The sequence below is a fragment of the Amycolatopsis xylanica genome, from assembly GCF_900107045.1.
In the GTDB taxonomy this organism is placed as follows: Bacteria; Actinomycetota; Actinomycetes; order Mycobacteriales; family Pseudonocardiaceae; genus Amycolatopsis; species Amycolatopsis xylanica.
Window position 1 is genome coordinate 80719 of sequence record NZ_FNON01000012.1, and the last position, 15051, is coordinate 95769.

Below are 15051 nucleotides of genomic sequence, written 5' to 3' on the forward strand. Positions count from 1 at the left end.
TAATCTGGCCTCGTGACCGGCTCGGACGTACCTGCATCGTTCACCCTCGCGTACGTCCCCGGCGTGACGCCGGCCAAGTGGGTGCGGACCTGGGCCGAACGCCTGCCCGAGGTGCCGCTCCACCTCACCCAGGCCGGGCCAGCCGAGGCCGAGGGCCGGATCCGCGACCGCACGGCCGACGCGGCGCTCCTGCGGCTGCCGATCGACCGCGAGGGCCTGCACGCGATCCCGCTCTACACCGAGACGACCGTGGTCGTGGTGCCCAAGGACCATCTCGTGGCCGCCGCCGACGAGGTGTCCACCGAGGACCTGGCCGACGCCGTCGTGCTGCACCCCCTCGACGACACGCTCGCCTGGGAAAAGCTGCCCGGCCAGCCCGCGATCGAGCGTCCCGAAACGACAGCGGACGCCATCGAGCTGGTGGCGGCCGGGGTCGGGCTGCTGGTCGTCCCGCAGTCGCTCGCGCGGCTGCATCACCGCAAGGACCTCACCTACCGGCCCGTCACGGACGCGCCGGAGTCACGCGTCGCGTTGTCGTGGCTGGAGGACGAGACGTCCGACCTGATGGAGCAGTTCATCGGGATCGTGCGCGGGCGGACGGTCAACAGCACCCGGGGACGCCCCGCGCCTGAGAAGACACCGGCCAAGGCGAAGGCGAAGCGTCCTGGCAAGCCCGTAGCGAACAAGGGCCGTCAGCAGACGCCGAAGCGCGGGAAGCCGCGTCGCCGTTCTTAAGCCCTCTGAGCCGCGGAGGCGCTGAGCCACGGGAGTATCTCGCCGTCGCGGACGATCTCGCCGTAAGTGTCGGGGCGGTCTGAGAGTATGTAGTCGAGCAGGATCGAGGCCGCCTGCGCGGGCGTGCGGGCCTGGCTGAAGTCGTCGAACCACGGCCGTGACGTCGCCGTGTCGACGAGGCCGGGGCAGACGGCCGCGATCAGCGTGCCGTCGGCGAGGTCACGGTCGCGCCGCTCGCGGGCGACGGCCCGGATGGCTGCCACCTGGGCGACCTTCGACGGGATGTTGATCCAGTCGGGCCAGCCGAGCCCGGCGGCCGTGCCGTCGTGGATCGCGGTGCGCCACGCCTCGACGATGGCCTCGACCTCGTCGAGCGAGGGCGCGTCGAACAGCGGGTGCAGGCGCTCGTCGAGGTTGCCCAAGGTGCCGAGTGAGCTGGCGACGACGATCAGCCTGCCGCCCGGCCGCAGTGCCGGGGCGAACGACCTGAGCATCGCGTGGGTGGCGCCGTTCGAGACGGCGATGACCTCGTCGGCCTGCCCGGCCTGGGTCCGCTCGGGGCTCATCCGCGCGGTCGCGTTGGACACGACGACGTCGACCTCGCCGAGTTCCCGCGCGAGGCTGTCGATCGCCGCCGCGTCGGTGACGTCGAGTACCCGGCCTTCGACACGCGCGACGCCGTGGATGGAGGCGGCGGCTTCGGCGACGCGCCCGGCGTCGCGGCCGGTGAGCAGGACCAGGTCGTCAGGTGACCATCGGGCGGCGAGTTCCGCGACGAGCGCGTAGCCGATGCCCTGGTTGGCGCCGGTGACCAGTGCGATGCGTTTCATGCGGTCAACGCTAGGCAGGTGCCTTCCATGCGTCCAACGAGACTTCGGCATCTGTGGTATGCGTAAATGTCATGGACTTCACCGACGTGTCGCTGGCCGGGCTCCGCGTGGTGCGCGAGATCGCCGAGCGCCGCACGTTCAGCGCGGCGGCCGTCGCGCTGGGGTACACCCAGTCCGCCGTGTCCCGACAGGTCGCCGCCGTCGAACGGGCCGCGGGCGCGCCGATCTTCGAACGCCGCCGCGAAGGCGTGCGGCCCACCGCGGCCGGCCAGGTGGTGCTCCGGCACGCGGCGGCCGTGCTCGCCGAGATCGACGCCGCCGACCGCGAGCTGCGCGGCCTGCCCGACGCGACCGGCACGGTCCGGCTCGGCCTCTACCCCACCGCGGGCGCCGTCCTGCTCCCCCGCGCGCTGACGGTGCTGCGCCGCACCCATCCCGGTGTCACGGTCGTGAGCCGCACCGGCGGCACGCCCGTGCTCATCCGCGCACTGCGCGCGGGCACGCTCGACCTCGCGGTGCTCGGCTCGGCGCCCCCGTTCCGCGCACCGGACGCCGAAACCCCGGCGCTGACGGTCGAAACGCTGGCCGAGCGGAACCTGTGCGTGGCGGTGCCGTCGGCGCATCCTTTGGCGGCCAACGATTCTGTCGACATCGCAGCACTTCGGGGACAGCAGTGGATCGCCGGGCGCACGGCGGGCGACGAGCCGCAGCTCGGCGTCTGGCCCGGCGTCGACGAGCGACCGGACATCACGCACACCGCGCACGACTGGCTCACCAAACTGCACCTGGTGGCGGCCGGCTTCGGCTTCACGACCGTGCCGTCGGACCTCGCGGCCGTGGTGCCACCCGGCGTGCGCGTGCTCGCGGTGCGCGGCGGTCCCGAAGAACGGCGCCGCGCCGTGCTGGCCCATGTGCCGCAACGCTTGCCCGAGCCCACACTCCGTGTCATCGAGGCATTGCGGACAGCGGCGACGGCACCCGCGACCGTCCCGTTCTGAGGGACGCGCAAGGATCGGCGCATGGACTTACCCAGTGACTTACGCGCGCTCCTGCAGCGGCCCAGCCCGTGCTTCCTGGCGACCACGATGCCCGACGGGTCCCCGCACCTGACCGAGACCTGGGGCGACACCGACGGGAAGCACATCCTGATCAACAGCGTCCAGGGCTTCGTCAAGATCAGGAACATCGAGCGCGACCCCCGCGTGGCGCTGAACGTCGTCGACCCCGACAACCCTTTCCGCTACTACGCGATCCGCGGCCGGGTGCTGCGCATGACGACCGACGGCGCGCGCCAGCACATCGAAAAGCTGGCGCATCGCTACACGGGCGCGCCCTATTCCTGGTACGGCGGGCGCGATCAGGTCCGGCTGATCCTCACCATCCAGGCCGACCGGATCAGCTAGGCACGCCAGGTCTCGGTCACAGTGTCGATGTAGCCCTTGCCGTACCAGGTGAGGGAAACGCTCGTGCCCGAGACCTTGAGCGGCAACCCAGACGCGCCCAGTCGTCCTACAGAGCGTCGAGCTGATCAGTTACTCGTACCGCTGACCATGAATGAGAAAATCCGCCAGCTGATCCCCCGTGCGGGGTGGAAGTTCACCCACGCCGTCCAAGGCTGCCGCCATCGCGCACTCCAGATATGTCGCGACGGAGAGATTGTTCCAACGGCCGGCGTCCGCCCCCGCCTCGATGTCGCGCAGCTCCACGACCTGCGACAAGATCACCCGTTCCCAACCCCCAAGGCCGGTCACGAAGTCCGCGGATCGCCACACTTCGTCGAACTGCGGCACGTGCGAACTGAGCGCACCTGTCACCACTTCGACGAACGCCTCCTCGGACCAGGCTTCCCGATCCCAGTCATCACGCCCCAAAGCCCACAGAGCGCGCAGGTACTCCTCCAACGGCCGAGAGCAGTCGCCCACAGCGTCCATCACCTGTCTGTGGATATCGAGGTTCATGGCAGGTGGAGGTCGACGCGGACGGTGAGCAGCGAGGTCCCGAACTTGCGCACCATGCCGGCATGCTTCTGGTCGTCGAACGACGCGAGCCGCGCGTCGGCATCGTCGTCGTCGAGCACGACGGCGTTCGCGTCGGCCCAGCGGCCGTCGAGACGCACGCGGATCTTCGGCTCGGCGGCGATATTGGCGACATAACCGGCATAACGGCCCTGCTCGGCCACGATCCACAGCGTCGAGCCTTCGCGCTGGACGCCGACGATCGTGCGGCGCGGCTTGCCGGTCTTGCGGCCCTTGGTCTCGAGGAGGACGTGGCCCGGCAGCTTGCCGGCGAACGTCAGCGCCTTCAGCGGCGGGTTGATGACGTACTTCTGGAGCAGGCGGACGCGCTTACGCCGAGCTTCGGTCATGAATACACGCTACTGCTCTGTTCGGGGGGCTCACTCCGGTTTTCGGTGAATCGGCCGCGAGCGTGGCGGATGATCTGTGATTCCGGCCGCGAGGGGACGGAGCACACCAATGGGAAGACCGGATCAGCCGCGCGACAAGAAAGGCCGCTGGGTCGCGCGGGGCGGTGGAGCGGGCGCCGCGCTGGTCGCGCTGATCGTCGCGCTCCACAGCGGCGGCGGAGGCGGCGGGGCGGCCGTCGAATCGGCCGCGAGCCAAAGCCTGAAAGGCAAGTCCTCGAGCAAAGAGGCCGCGCGCAAGGGAAATCGCGCCGAAGCCTGGAAACGTCTCGGGCTCAAGAGTCTCAAGCAGACGGCCAAACGGGACCTCAAATGCGTGGCCGCTTCGTTCAGCGAAGTCCGGGACTTCTTCGCGCACAACCCGTGCCGCTCACTCGACCGCCTGCTGCTGGCCGTCGCCGATACGAGCGGCAACACGGTCGTGGTGTCGGTCGCCTGGGTGAAGATGGCCAAGACGGAGACGACCGGCAAGCTCAAGTGGATCATCGACATCCAGGGCTCCGGCGACATCTCACCGCTCGCGAGCAGCGCTCTCGGCCTGGCCGGGGTGGACTTCACCGGCCATCACTACGCCTCGCGCCAGAGCGGGCCGCTGCTCGTCGTCGCCGAGACGGCGCCCGGAGGCGGGCATCCCGGCACCGAGCTGCTCAACACCGTGGCCGAGGTGGCGGCGGAGTTCCCGGCGCCGTGATCGCGGCGTGCTAGGTTCACGCTCCCCGTGATCCGACGCGTGATGGTGTGGTGTGAGCGAGCGACCCGAAAAGCCTGCCCCGCAAGTGCTGTCGCAGCGCGCCATCCTGATCGGCGGGCTGCTCCTCGTCGTCATCGCGGTCGTGGTGACGTGGCTGCTGCTGAAGCTGAGCGTCGGCACCACGCAGCTCGACGCGATCCGCACCGGCGGGACGCTCGTGGTCGGCGCGGGCGGCGCGGTCGCGTTGCTGCTCACCGCGCGCAAGCAGCGGTCCACCGAGCTGGAGCTGCGGCAGAAGCACGAGGCGCACCTGCTCGCCGAGCAGATCGCGAACGACGCCCGCGAGGACGCGATCGAACGGCGGATCACCGACCTCTACATCAAGGCCGCCGACCAGCTCGGCTCGGACAAGGCGCCGGTCCGGCTCGCCGGGCTGCGCGCGCTGGAACGGCTCGCGCAGGGCAATCACGGGCAGCGTCAGACCATTGTGGACGTGATCTGCGCGTACCTGCGGATGCCGTCCTTGACGGACGAACAGGAACGCGAGGTGCGGCTCACCGCGCAGCGCATCCTGGTGACCCACCTCAGCCCGAGCGAGAACCCCGACAAGTTCTGGCCCGACACCGATCTCGACCTCTCCGGCGCCGTGCTGGACGGTTTCCGGCTGTCGCATTGCCGGGTGCGAGGCGGGTTCTTCACCAAGACCAAGTTCACCGGCACCGCCTGGTTCACGAACGTCGAGTTCACCGGCGACGCCTGGTTCACCAAGGCCGAGTTCGAGAGCGACGCGGGCTTCGAGAGCGCCGATTTCCAAGGTCGCGCCGGGTTCACCGACATCGCCTTCGCGGGCAAGGCCGGGTTCGGCAACACCCGGTTCGCGCACACCGCCAGGTTCGACCGCTGCACGTTCGGCGCCACCGCCAAGTTCGACAACTCGGTGTTCGTCAAAGGCGCGGGGTTCGTCGGCGTCGAGTTCGGCAAGGACGCGGGCTTCAGCGGGGCCCGGTTCACCCGGGCGCCCAGGTTCGACGGCTCGAGGTTCCGCGGACCGGCCCGGTTCACCGGGACGACCTTCGCGAGCGGCGCCCGGTTCCCGGATGTCACGTTCACCGGGAACCCGCCGCCCGAGGTGGCGCAGTTTCGGCCAGATGGCGCACAGTCATCTGACGACTAGGCCATCCCGGGGCGACCTAGCCCTTGACCAGGCCTACACCTAGACGCAATCATCGGACCTCTCGTCAGCCTACGAGAGGTCCGATGGCATGAGAAACCCTGTGCGGCGTGGCACGGCAAGGTCCGGTTTGCGGCTTTTACTGGCCGTCCTCATCCTGCTGACGAGCCTGGTCGGCACGGCGAACGCGGAGGTGCACCATCCGCGCCAGCAGTGGCTGCGCGACTCCACCGCGGGCCTGTTCCTGCACTGGGGGATGTTCACCGCGCCACGGCACCTGAACTGCGCGGAGTGGGAGCGCGACGTCACCGGCGGCGGCTGGACCCCCGAGTACTGGGTCGACGAGGCGACCAAGCTCGGCGCCTCGTACATCGTGCTCGCGACGTTCCACAGCAGGCTCGGCTACGCGAAGCCGTGGCCGTCGAAGATCCCCGGCAGCTGCGCCACTCAGCGCGACCTGCTCGGCGAGCTGATCAAGGCGGGCAACGCCAAGGGTGTCCACATCATCCTGTACATGACCGACGATCCGCAGTGGCACAAGGAAACCGGCATCGAGACGCTCGATTCGGCCGGCTACTCGGCCTACAAGGGCGAGCAGGTCGACCTGACCACGCGCCCAGGCTTCGGCAAGTACAGCTACGACCTGTTCTTCGAGGTCATGGAGCGCTACAGCGACCTGTCCGGGTTCTGGATCGACAACGACAACGAGTACTGGGAGCAGAACAAGCTCTACGAACAGATCCGAGCGAAGAGGCCGTCCTGGTTGCTGAGCAACAACAACGAGGACACGCCGATCATGGACACGGTCAGCAACGAGCAGAAGACCGGCATGACGCCGTCCTATGACTACCCGCAGGCCGCGTTCACCCCGATGCCCCGGCTCACCGAGGCCGACTACAAGCTGCCGACCACGGGCGACTGGTGGTACAGCGGCGGCGACTCGCCGGTCGACACGCGGCTCTCGACCGGGCGCTACATCACCAACGCGGGCTCGTCGATGAAGTCGCTGATGGCGGAAACCCCGATGGTGAACGGGAAGTTCCCGCCGCAGCAGGAGCAGTTCAACAACTTCATGGCGAGCTGGACCCCGCCGATCAAGTCCTCGCTGCAGGGCAAAGAGGGCGGCGGCTACATGTACGGCGGCATGCAGCCCGGGTTCTGGAACGACGGCGCACACGGCGTGATCACCGTCGAGCCCGGCGCGAAGACGCAGTACCTGCACGTGCTGACCAGGCCGCGGACGGACCAGGTTCGCTTGCGGGACAACGGTTACCAGGTCAAGCGGGTGAGCGACCAGCGCACCGGCGAGCGGCTGAGGTTCAGCCAGTCCGGCGGCTACCTGACGATCCTCGGCATCAAGAACTGGGACACCTACGACACCGTCTTCAAGGTGGAAACCTCGGGCCAGCAAGGGTTCTACCCGCAGTCGTCGATCAAGGCGACGGCTTCGGCCAGCAAGGCGGGCAACCCGGCGAGCAACCTCGTCGACGGCAGTTTCGAGAACTTCTGGGACTCCGACGCGCACACCCCGGTCTCGCTGACGCTGGACCTCGGACGGCGCAAGCCCGCCCGCTATCTCGCGGTGAACCAGCGTGAGGCGTCGCCGACCTACGCGCGGGAATCCTTTGGCCGCCCCGAGGATTCGGCGCGGATCATGGACTACCAGGTCTCGGTCAGCGACGACGGCAGGCACTGGGGCCGGCCGGTCAAGGTGTCGGCCATGCCGAGCGCGCGCGGTGTCCAGTTCATCGACATCGGCGACCAGCGAGCGCGGTTCATCAAACTCGACGTGCTGAACACCTGGAGCGGCCCGCAGGCGCCGCGCTTCGACAAGCAGCTCGCGATCGACGAGATCAAGGTCGGCTACGAGTACGCCGGTTCGTTCTTCCAGCCGCAGGTGCCGCTGGAAGCCGAGTCGTGGCACAACGACCGCGACGGCTCGGCGCACCTCGGCTGGTGCGACGCCTGCTCCGGCACGCTGCAGGTCACCGGGCTCGGCAACGGGCAGCGCAACGCGGTCACCTACGACGACGTCACCGTCGCCACGGCGGGCGACTACCGGCTCGAACTCGGCGCCACCGGCTCCGGCTCGCTCTCGGTGAGCGTCAACGGCGCAGCGCCGGTCGACGTGCAGGCGGCCGGGATCCCGGACGTCCCATCGCCGGTGGCGGTGTCGGTGCCGCTGAAGGCTGGTGCCAACAAGGTGACCGTGTTCAGCAAGGACCGCAACGGCCCCGGTCTGGACCGGATCGCGGTCGCGCCGTTGCCCCCGGCGTCGTACGTGCCGCGGACGACGCTGACCGTCAATCCGGCCGGCATCCAGTGGCTGCCCTCCGGCCAGCAGTCGATCAAGGTCAGCGCGAAGCTGCGCGTCGACGTCGACGACGCGCTCGACCAGGTCAAGCTGGCGCCGGTGCTCCCTGCGGGCTGGTCGCTGGCGGGCGCTCCGGCGACGGCGTCGACGCTGCGGCTGGGCCAGACGCTCGAAGCGACGTGGACGGTCACCTCGCCCGCCGGTCAGAACGTCACGGCGGCCGACATCCCGGTGACCGCGTCGTTCCTGAACCTCGGCAAGGCGTTGACCGCGTCCAAGCCGCTGCGCGTGGCTTTGCGCCCGGCCGACCGCGTGTTCATGCGCGAGGCGGAGGACTCGGCCAACGACATCGGCGACTCGGGCGTGACGAACTGCGGCCAGTGCTCCGGCGGCCAGAAGGTGCGCAACATCGGCGGTTCGCCGATCGCCTTCGCGCAGTTCGGCAACGTGACCGTGCCCGCGGCCGGGCAGTACACGCTGTACCTGGACTACACGGTGAACGGCCCCCGGTCGTACTTCGTGAGCGTCAACGGCGGCGCGCCCGCCGAGGTCAAGACGAACGGGCAGGGCAACACGACCCCGCAGACCTCGACGCTCACGGTGACGCTGAACGCGGGCGCCAACACGATCAAGCTGTTCAACGACACCGAAGGCGCTCCGGACCTCGACCGCATCTCAATCGGGTAGAAGGGCTCGTGAGCGTTGCGGGCGGTTAGAACCGCCCGCAACGCGCACGAGTCATTTCCGCACACAGACCTGTCGTTCGATGTCCCAGGTTCCGCCACTGCTCAGGCAGTTGGCGAACTCGAGCTGCCCATCGACCCACGCCTTGTGCCCGGCACAGACTTCGTACTTCTTCTCGTCGCCATCCCGGCATTGGTAGCCGAACATCGGCGGCTGCCGCGTCTGGCTCACCTGCTTGGAAATCGTCCGGGTCAACGCGGGTGCCGTCGCCGTGCTCGGTGGCGCGGGCACCGTGGAGGTGACCACGACGACCGTTGTCGGCGATGACGGGCTGCCGGGCGGTTCGGCCGTGACCGGTTTTCGGGGCGTCGTGCAGCCGGCGAGGAGCAGGACAAGCGCGAACCCCAGCACCAGCCTCATCGACTCCTCCTCGCCGTTGCTTGGAGAAGTCGTGAAGGCTTGACAAGGGTTACCGGGGGCCGAGAACCGTCACGCGAACGTGACTGCGTACCAGCAGACGTCGCCGGTGGGACCGGCCCCACCGGCGACGTCCGTTCAGTGGCAGTGCCGCTTGTAGTGGCCGGACGGCACGGCGTTGTTGGCGTCCTTCACCGCGTTCTTGAACGCGCTGTTGTACGTCGTGCCGGTGCCCGATCCGTAGATCACCCCGACCACGTTGTTGTCCGCGATCCTGACCAGCTGGCAGGACACCGTGACGCTGTACCTGGCCTCGGTTCCGGTCGTGCTCGCCGCGACGGCGCCCGCGGGCGCCAGCAGTGCCACGGTGGTGGCGAGCGCGACCAGGAAGCGCCTCACGGGCGCCACTCGATGCTGCTGGCGCCGCCGACGCCGAAGACGCAGGAGCCCGCCTGCAGGCGCTGGGTCGGGTTGCCCGCGATCGGGCGGATCCACTCCGAGTACTTGTCGGGCGCGCCGTTGCAGTCGGCGCGCAGGCGTACCTGGCCGCTGTAGACGCGGCACCAGGTGTAGGCGTACTTGCCCGTGGTGTGGATACGCGGGCATTCATAGCCCTGCGCCGCCGCTGCCTGCTGCGGCGCGAAGACGGCCAGGCTCAGGGCGACTGCCGCCGCCGAGCCGACGATCAGTGACTTCACGTTACCTCCCAGTGGTTCGAGTCGAGCGAACACCGCTCGACCCGAACCCTGCCGCCGGGTTCCGGCGCCAGGCAACGGAAAACGCCGTTCGGATCTGTTCGGAACAGTCCCGAACTGGGGTTATGCCGGTTCGACCAGCACCTCTTGATCGGCCTTGCCGGTGCACGGGGTTTGCACGGCTTCGGCACCGGGGCTGACTTCGGCGAAGCCGCCGAGGACGCCGACGCACAGACCGCTGTGCACAGGGCGTAACAGGAAGCCGCCCGGCACCGGGATGTCCACCGGATCAAGAAGGAACCGCTGATGCGCGGCGCCGGTGCAGTCGTGCGGGGACAGCAGCGCGCCGTCGCCGAGCGCCGCGTCGTCCACCGAGAGGCAGCCGATGCCGATCTGGGGGTGATGCCACTGGACCTCGTACACGCCGGTGCCGACCGCCACCAGTTTCGTGGCAGGCACGACATCCGCGCAGGGGCGCTGCACGGCGAGCGGGCGGTCGGTGCGGCCGTTGCGTTCCCTGCCCTCGCCGAAACACAGGTTCCGGTCGGGGATGTGGGCGGGCTTGAGGTGATAGAAGCCTGTCTCCAGCGGTCCCCGTTCGCCGAGCAGCAAGACCGTGGTGACGGCACCCGCCGCCACGAGCACCACCGCGGCCAGCAGCAGCGGCCACAGCCGGCGCCGCTCGCGCGATGGTGGCTCCGGCGCGGCGGCGTCCGGGCCCATGGCCAGCCGTTTCCTGGCGGCCACCCAGTTTTCGGGGTCGGCACCGCAGGCTTTCACGAACGTCTCGACGAGCTGCTCGCGCGGCAGTGTCGTCCGGCCGAGCGCGGTGGCCGTCGTGCTCGGCGGCAGCACGTCACCGGCGGCCGCGGCTTTTCCTTCCAGCTGGCGGTAAGTCAACCCCGACCAGAGCCGGAGCCGGTTCAACGCGGCGACGAACTCGGCCGGGGTGCTCGCTTCTTCAGGTCGTGGCTCTAGCGTCACCGGCACAGAATGCCAGCGCGCTCAGCCCCAGAGTGCCGAAACCCACTCGGGGTGGTCGATGAACGGGTTGCGGTTGTGCTGGTAGGTGTCGTAGATGACCTGGTTGCGCCGCTGCTCGAAGGCATCGGGCGGGTCCTGCCGGTTCCACTGCTTGAGCACCGAAACCCGGCCGATGGCGGGCGCGGAGCCGTTGTTGACGACGTCGTCGACTTCCAGGTCCGCGAAGCCGTCGCCGCCGTCGTAGCGCAGGGCCATGTAGAAGATCATCCGCGCGACATCGCCCTTGACGGCGTCGCGGGGCTCGAAGGAGTCGGCGTCGGTGTAGCTGCCGGGTGCTTCCGAAACCGGGCTGCCGCCCATGTCGAAGTCCTTGTTGCCACGGTCGGAGTTGACCGAGACGTCCTCGGGGCGCAGGTGGTGCAGGTCGGTGCCGGGACCGGTCGCGGTGCCGAAGTCGCCGTGCGACTTGGCCCAGACGTGCTCGCGGTTCCAGTCGTTGACGCCGCCGCCGTTGGTGCTCTTGCTCTGCGAACGGCCGCTGTAGACGAGGATGACGTTGTTCGGGTTCGCCGGGTCCTGGTCCGTCGCCTTCAGCGCGTCCCACACCTGGTCGTAGCTGATCTTGGTGTTGGTGCTGATGATCTGGTGCAACGCCGAACGCAGCGCGGGGCCGGTCTTGCCGAGCGCGTTCTGATAGTAGTCGTCCGTCGGGGCGCTGGTCGTGGTCGTCGGCGGCGCGGTGGTCGTGGAGCTGCTCGGCGGCGTGCCGGTGACCTGCGCGAACGCGGTCGTCGAGATGAGGCCCGCGTGCGAGAAGTACGCGGAGAGCTTGCCGGTCACGTCGAGGTGCTTGCCCATCAGGCCCGGGTTGCTCTGCAAGCCGTACTGGGCGCGGAAACCCGAGGTGATCTGGACGTAGAGGATCTTCGACGTGCTCGTCTCGGCCGCGGAGTCGGCAAGCGCGAGCGCGTAGTCGTTCGGGAAGCCGGAGCGGATCACGGTGCTGGTCGAGGTGGGCTGGCCGACGACATACCCGCGGACCGTGGCGCTCACGCCGGTCTGCTGGCCGATCGCCTGTCCGACGGTGAGCGAGGTGGCTGCGGTCGCGCTGGTGGTCAGCTGGAGCGTGACCACCACTCCGACCACGGTGGTCACTAGCAGGGACAACGGTTTCCAGCGACGAACCGGCATGAGCGGCTCCCTCTCCCCGTGTGACAGGTCGGGGTGAGAGTGCCACAGAAATTCACTCTATAGTGTTAACGATTTGAGGCGATCGAGGAACCAGCACGTGGCGAGCGGGCGTGCTCGACCAGTGCGCGGGCGGCCGGACCGCGTGGTCCTTCCGCACGCCAGGCGAGTGCGAGCGTGCCGCGCAGTCCCGGCTCGGTGATCGACATCGAATGCAGGTCGCGTCGGGTTTCCGCCAATGACGACGGCAGGATCGCCACGCCGAGCCCGCGCCCGGCGAGATCGGCGAGCACACCGGGATCGCTGGCCTCGAAAGCGATTCGCGGCTCGAACCCGGCCACCGCGGCGGCTTCGTCGAGCGCCGCGCGCATCCCGGTCCCCTTGGGCAGGCAGATGAGCGACCGGTCCCGCAAGTCCACGAGCGGAACGGCCGCGCGGTCCGCGAAGGAGTCGCTCCGGGCGACGGCGGCCACGATGGGCTCGTCGGTGACGATCGAGGTTTCCAGTCCTGGCACCGACCCGGTGACCGAACCGATCAGCGCGAGGTCGAGCGCACCGGCCAGCAGCGACGCGACGAGCACGTCGGAATTGGCTTCGGACAACGTGATCTCGACGGCCGGGTGGTTCTTGTGGAAGTCCGCGAGCAGATCGGGCAGATCACCCGCCCGGCACGAGGTCACCATGCCGACCGCGACCCGGCCGCGCAGCAGCCCGGTCAGCTCGTCGACCGCCTGCTTCGCGCCGGCGACGGCCTCCAGCGCGGCCCGCATGTACGGCAGGACCGCGGCGCCCGCCTCAGTGAGCGTGACCGTGCGGCCGGACCGATCGAACAGCGTCTCCCCCAATTCCCGTTCGAGACGGCGGATCTGCGCGCTCACCCCGGGCTGTGCGACGTGCACCTTCTCGGCCGCACGGGTGAAGTTCGCTTCCTCCGCGACCGCGACGAAGTACTCGAGCTGCCGAAGTTCCATAAGCACTGATTCTAGCGACCAGTCGATCCAGCTCTTGGACTTCTGGCTCGATCGGCCGCAGGCTGGAGCCATGACCAAGACAGCGAAGACCCCCGAAGACCTCGCCCGCCTGATCGTCGAGCGGGTCAACGCCGGGGACGCGGCGGGTATCGCCGACCTTTACGCCCCCGACGCCGTGCTGGCCTTCCCACCGGGCAAGGAGACCGTCGGCCGCGACGCGATCCGCGCGGTGTTCGAAGGCCTCATCGCCGCGAAGCCGGAGTTCAAGGTCGAGGAGCCGCTGCCGACCCTGTACTACGGCGACCTCGCCTTGACCTCGACCCGGCCTTCGGACGGCACGGGCGGCCGGGTGCAGGTCGCGCGCCGTCAGCCCGACGGCACCTGGCTCCGCGTCCTCGACCGCCCCGAGACCCACTGACCCGGCCTGCGAAGGCCCCGCGCCGCCCAAAGCGACACGGGGCCTCGGCGTCATCGCCTGCCGGAATCGCTTGTCGTCACGCGAAGCGGCTGGTCCCATGACTCGGCGTACGGTGCGACGACAACCGACTCCCTTTCGTCGACGAGTGACCATGGGGCCCGCACGATCGGGGCATAGTTGCCGCGCGGCGCGGTGGTGAAGGCGAACGTGCCTTGCTCGTCGGAGGTCGCCGAGGCGAGCACCTCACCGGTCTGCGGATCGGGGAGGTCGACCTGCACACCCTCGACGGGCTCGCCGGGGTCGACCTCACCGTTGCCGTTGAGGTCCTGATAGACGGTTCCGTGCGCGTTCGCGGTCAGCCCTGGCACGCGTGCTCGTTCGTAGATCGACGGCGTGTCACCGCTGTAATAGGGGTCGTCGCTGAAATCGCAGGCCACATAGACTGTCCCGTCTTCCAGCGCCGCCTGCGAAACAGTTCCACTGACCTCGAACGACTTCGTCTCGCCTGCGGCGACCGTCACGCCGGCCGCCGGAATGGCCAGGTCTCCCCAATACGCGGGGTCGTCCCAGTTCTTCAGGTGCGCTTGATGGCCGACGTGGTCGCAGCCCGCGTGGATGGTCCTCAGATCGGCCGTGCCACTGTTCGTCAACGTGATCGTCAAATGGGCCACGTCGCCCGGCTGGTAGGAGTCCTCGTGGAAGTCGGCCTTCGCGCTGAGGATTTCGGTCAGTGGCCGCACGGCACGCAGCCGCAGATCCTCGCTCTTGCCCGAGCCGTCAACGGCCACCTGGATCGTGCCGCCGACCCAACCTCCCGGTAATACGAGGTAATCGAGGCTGTACAGGCGCGCGGGAACCTCAGCGACGCTGAATCGCCCTTGCTCATCGGTGGTCGCCTCGATGGCCGGCGTGGCGCGGTCGCCGGTCAGCTTGAGGTGAGCGTCTTTGAGCACCTCTCCGGCACCGGCTTGCCCGTCCCGGTCGGCGTCGCCGTAGACCACTCCGCTCACGGTGCCCTTCGTGGCAGGCGACACGATCGGCACGGTCAGCACGACCTCGTTGTCAGCAGGCGTCACGTCACCCGGTGTGGTGACCGCCAGCTTGACCGTGGCGTCACCGCCACCCCATTTGTCAAGCTGGGCTTTGAGAACGAGTTCCTTCGTGGCACCGGGTGCGAGCGTCGCACCGGTATTCGGCGGGGCCGGGTTGAATTCCTTCCATTCGAACGACGGCAGGAACAACTTCGAACCGGAGACGAACGTGCTCCGCCCTTTCGCCGCGGTGGCGGTCTTGGTGCCCACATTGGTGACCGTGAGCTTGATCGGAACGGTCTGGCCGACGACGTATGAACCTTCGACTGAGGCGGTAACCCGCAGATCAGGTCCCTCGGCCGCCCAAGCGGGCATGGCGGAGACCCCACCGAAAGTCACAGCGAGAGCGAGCGCGGCGGAAAGCCGCCGCGAAGTGGGCGCAACCAAGTTAACTCCCCCATAGAGTGGCACCGCTTGTCCCCCGACGCAGTGTTTCATCA

The 15051-nt window shown here is 68.8% G+C and carries 17 protein-coding genes; 7 read left to right on the top strand and 10 right to left on the bottom strand.

Going from position 1 to position 15051, the window contains the following annotated elements; genetic code table 11:
* Positions 1 to 12: 12 nt before the first annotated feature.
* Positions 13 to 735 (top strand): LysR family transcriptional regulator substrate-binding protein, encoded by a 723-nt coding sequence (locus BLV57_RS38220; RefSeq protein WP_091298353.1) that lies wholly within the window; start codon positions 13 to 15, stop codon positions 733 to 735.
* Here BLV57_RS38220 and BLV57_RS38225 read toward each other — a convergent pair.
* Entirely contained in the window at positions 732 to 1565 is an 834-nt protein-coding gene (locus BLV57_RS38225; RefSeq protein WP_091298355.1) for an SDR family NAD(P)-dependent oxidoreductase, read from the bottom strand. The two genes, BLV57_RS38220 and BLV57_RS38225, sit on opposite strands and share 4 nt — an antisense overlap.
* 71 nt (positions 1566 to 1636) lie before the next feature.
* Here BLV57_RS38225 and BLV57_RS38230 point away from each other — a divergent pair, with 71 nt between their 5' ends.
* Both BLV57_RS38230 and BLV57_RS38235 read left to right on the top strand, forming a co-directional pair.
* Positions 1637 to 2563: a LysR family transcriptional regulator gene (locus BLV57_RS38230; RefSeq protein WP_091298358.1), complete on the top strand. Its 927-nt coding sequence runs from the start codon at positions 1637 to 1639 to the stop codon at positions 2561 to 2563.
* Between the two features lie 21 nt (positions 2564 to 2584).
* Positions 2585 to 2968: a PPOX class F420-dependent oxidoreductase gene (locus BLV57_RS38235; protein ID WP_091298361.1), complete on the top strand. Its 384-nt coding sequence runs from the start codon at positions 2585 to 2587 to the stop codon at positions 2966 to 2968.
* Between the two features lie 129 nt (positions 2969 to 3097).
* On the opposite strand, the gene BLV57_RS38240 is transcribed toward BLV57_RS38235, so the two are convergent.
* Positions 3098 to 3466 carry a hypothetical protein gene (locus tag BLV57_RS38240; RefSeq protein WP_143047259.1) on the bottom strand — a complete coding sequence of 123 codons (369 nt, stop codon included), beginning with the start codon at positions 3464 to 3466 and terminating at the stop codon, positions 3098 to 3100.
* A 53-nt stretch (positions 3467 to 3519) separates the two neighbouring features.
* Positions 3520 to 3930, bottom strand: coding sequence for a nitroreductase/quinone reductase family protein (locus BLV57_RS38245; protein WP_091298365.1), 411 nt, complete (start codon positions 3928 to 3930; stop codon positions 3520 to 3522).
* A gap of 109 nt (positions 3931 to 4039) precedes the next feature.
* On the opposite strand from BLV57_RS38245, the gene BLV57_RS38250 reads away from it, so the two are divergent.
* The 3 genes from BLV57_RS38250 to BLV57_RS38260 all read left to right on the top strand — a co-directional run bounded on the left by BLV57_RS38250 (position 4040) and on the right by BLV57_RS38260 (position 8850).
* Positions 4040 to 4678 carry a hypothetical protein gene (locus BLV57_RS38250; protein WP_091298368.1) on the top strand — a complete coding sequence of 213 codons (639 nt, stop codon included), beginning with the start codon at positions 4040 to 4042 and terminating at the stop codon, positions 4676 to 4678.
* Positions 4679 to 4730: 52 nt separating this feature from the next.
* Positions 4731 to 5852: a pentapeptide repeat-containing protein gene (locus BLV57_RS38255; RefSeq protein WP_143047260.1), complete on the top strand. Its 1122-nt coding sequence runs from the start codon at positions 4731 to 4733 to the stop codon at positions 5850 to 5852.
* A gap of 88 nt (positions 5853 to 5940) precedes the next feature.
* On the top strand, positions 5941 to 8850 hold the full coding sequence (locus tag BLV57_RS38260; protein WP_091298372.1) for an alpha-L-fucosidase: 2910 nt from the start codon (positions 5941 to 5943) through the stop codon (positions 8848 to 8850).
* A gap of 51 nt (positions 8851 to 8901) precedes the next feature.
* On the opposite strand, the gene BLV57_RS38265 is transcribed toward BLV57_RS38260, so the two are convergent.
* From BLV57_RS38265 to BLV57_RS38290, 6 genes are all read right to left on the bottom strand, one after another.
* A complete protein-coding gene (locus tag BLV57_RS38265) occupies positions 8902 to 9267 on the bottom strand; it encodes a hypothetical protein (protein ID WP_091298375.1) in 366 nt (121 codons plus the stop codon).
* 135 nt (positions 9268 to 9402) lie between these two features.
* Positions 9403 to 9663, bottom strand: coding sequence for a hypothetical protein (locus tag BLV57_RS38270; protein ID WP_091298377.1), 261 nt, complete (start codon positions 9661 to 9663; stop codon positions 9403 to 9405).
* Complete coding sequence (locus tag BLV57_RS38275) at positions 9660 to 9962, bottom strand: hypothetical protein (RefSeq protein WP_091298380.1); 303 nt, start codon at positions 9960 to 9962, stop codon at positions 9660 to 9662. The genes BLV57_RS38270 and BLV57_RS38275 overlap by 4 nt, the downstream gene beginning before the upstream one ends.
* Positions 9963 to 10082: 120 nt before the next feature.
* On the bottom strand, positions 10083 to 10943 hold the full coding sequence (locus BLV57_RS38280; protein WP_143047261.1) for an XRE family transcriptional regulator: 861 nt from the start codon (positions 10941 to 10943) through the stop codon (positions 10083 to 10085).
* 21 nt (positions 10944 to 10964) lie between these two features.
* Positions 10965 to 12134 (bottom strand): endonuclease, encoded by a 1170-nt coding sequence (locus BLV57_RS44455; RefSeq protein WP_091298385.1) that lies wholly within the window; start codon positions 12132 to 12134, stop codon positions 10965 to 10967.
* 65 nt (positions 12135 to 12199) lie between these two features.
* The gene (locus tag BLV57_RS38290) at positions 12200 to 13102 is read right to left on the bottom strand and encodes a LysR family transcriptional regulator (protein ID WP_091298387.1); all 903 of its coding nucleotides are present in this window, start codon (positions 13100 to 13102) and stop codon (positions 12200 to 12202) included.
* A gap of 70 nt (positions 13103 to 13172) precedes the next feature.
* Here BLV57_RS38290 and BLV57_RS38295 point away from each other — a divergent pair, with 70 nt between their 5' ends.
* Positions 13173 to 13520 carry a YybH family protein gene (locus tag BLV57_RS38295; protein ID WP_091298389.1) on the top strand — a complete coding sequence of 116 codons (348 nt, stop codon included), beginning with the start codon at positions 13173 to 13175 and terminating at the stop codon, positions 13518 to 13520.
* Positions 13521 to 13570: 50 nt separating this feature from the next.
* Here the strand turns inward: BLV57_RS38295 and BLV57_RS38300 are convergent, their stop codons facing one another.
* The gene (locus BLV57_RS38300) at positions 13571 to 15022 is read right to left on the bottom strand and encodes an SdrD B-like domain-containing protein (protein WP_176968996.1); all 1452 of its coding nucleotides are present in this window, start codon (positions 15020 to 15022) and stop codon (positions 13571 to 13573) included.
* Between the last annotated feature and the right edge of the window lie 29 nt (positions 15023 to 15051).

Excerpts from the sequence above, each read along its gene's own strand:
- BLV57_RS38250 (WP_091298368.1), top strand. The coding sequence starts at position 4,040 with ATGGGAAGACCGGATCAGCCGCGCGACAAGAAAGGCCGCTGGGTCGCG.
- BLV57_RS38260 (WP_091298372.1), top strand. The coding sequence starts at position 5,941 with ATGAGAAACCCTGTGCGGCGTGGCACGGCAAGGTCCGGTTTGCGGCTT.
- BLV57_RS44455 (WP_091298385.1), bottom strand. The coding sequence starts at position 12,134 with ATGCCGGTTCGTCGCTGGAAACCGTTGTCCCTGCTAGTGACCACCGTG.
- BLV57_RS38265 (WP_091298375.1), bottom strand. The coding sequence starts at position 9,267 with ATGAGGCTGGTGCTGGGGTTCGCGCTTGTCCTGCTCCTCGCCGGCTGC.
- BLV57_RS38290 (WP_091298387.1), bottom strand. The coding sequence starts at position 13,102 with ATGGAACTTCGGCAGCTCGAGTACTTCGTCGCGGTCGCGGAGGAAGCG.
- BLV57_RS38295 (WP_091298389.1), top strand. The coding sequence starts at position 13,173 with ATGACCAAGACAGCGAAGACCCCCGAAGACCTCGCCCGCCTGATCGTC.
- BLV57_RS38235 (WP_091298361.1), top strand. The coding sequence starts at position 2,585 with ATGGACTTACCCAGTGACTTACGCGCGCTCCTGCAGCGGCCCAGCCCG.
- BLV57_RS38245 (WP_091298365.1), bottom strand. The coding sequence starts at position 3,930 with ATGACCGAAGCTCGGCGTAAGCGCGTCCGCCTGCTCCAGAAGTACGTC.
- BLV57_RS38230 (WP_091298358.1), top strand. The coding sequence starts at position 1,637 with ATGGACTTCACCGACGTGTCGCTGGCCGGGCTCCGCGTGGTGCGCGAG.
- BLV57_RS38225 (WP_091298355.1), bottom strand. The coding sequence starts at position 1,565 with ATGAAACGCATCGCACTGGTCACCGGCGCCAACCAGGGCATCGGCTAC.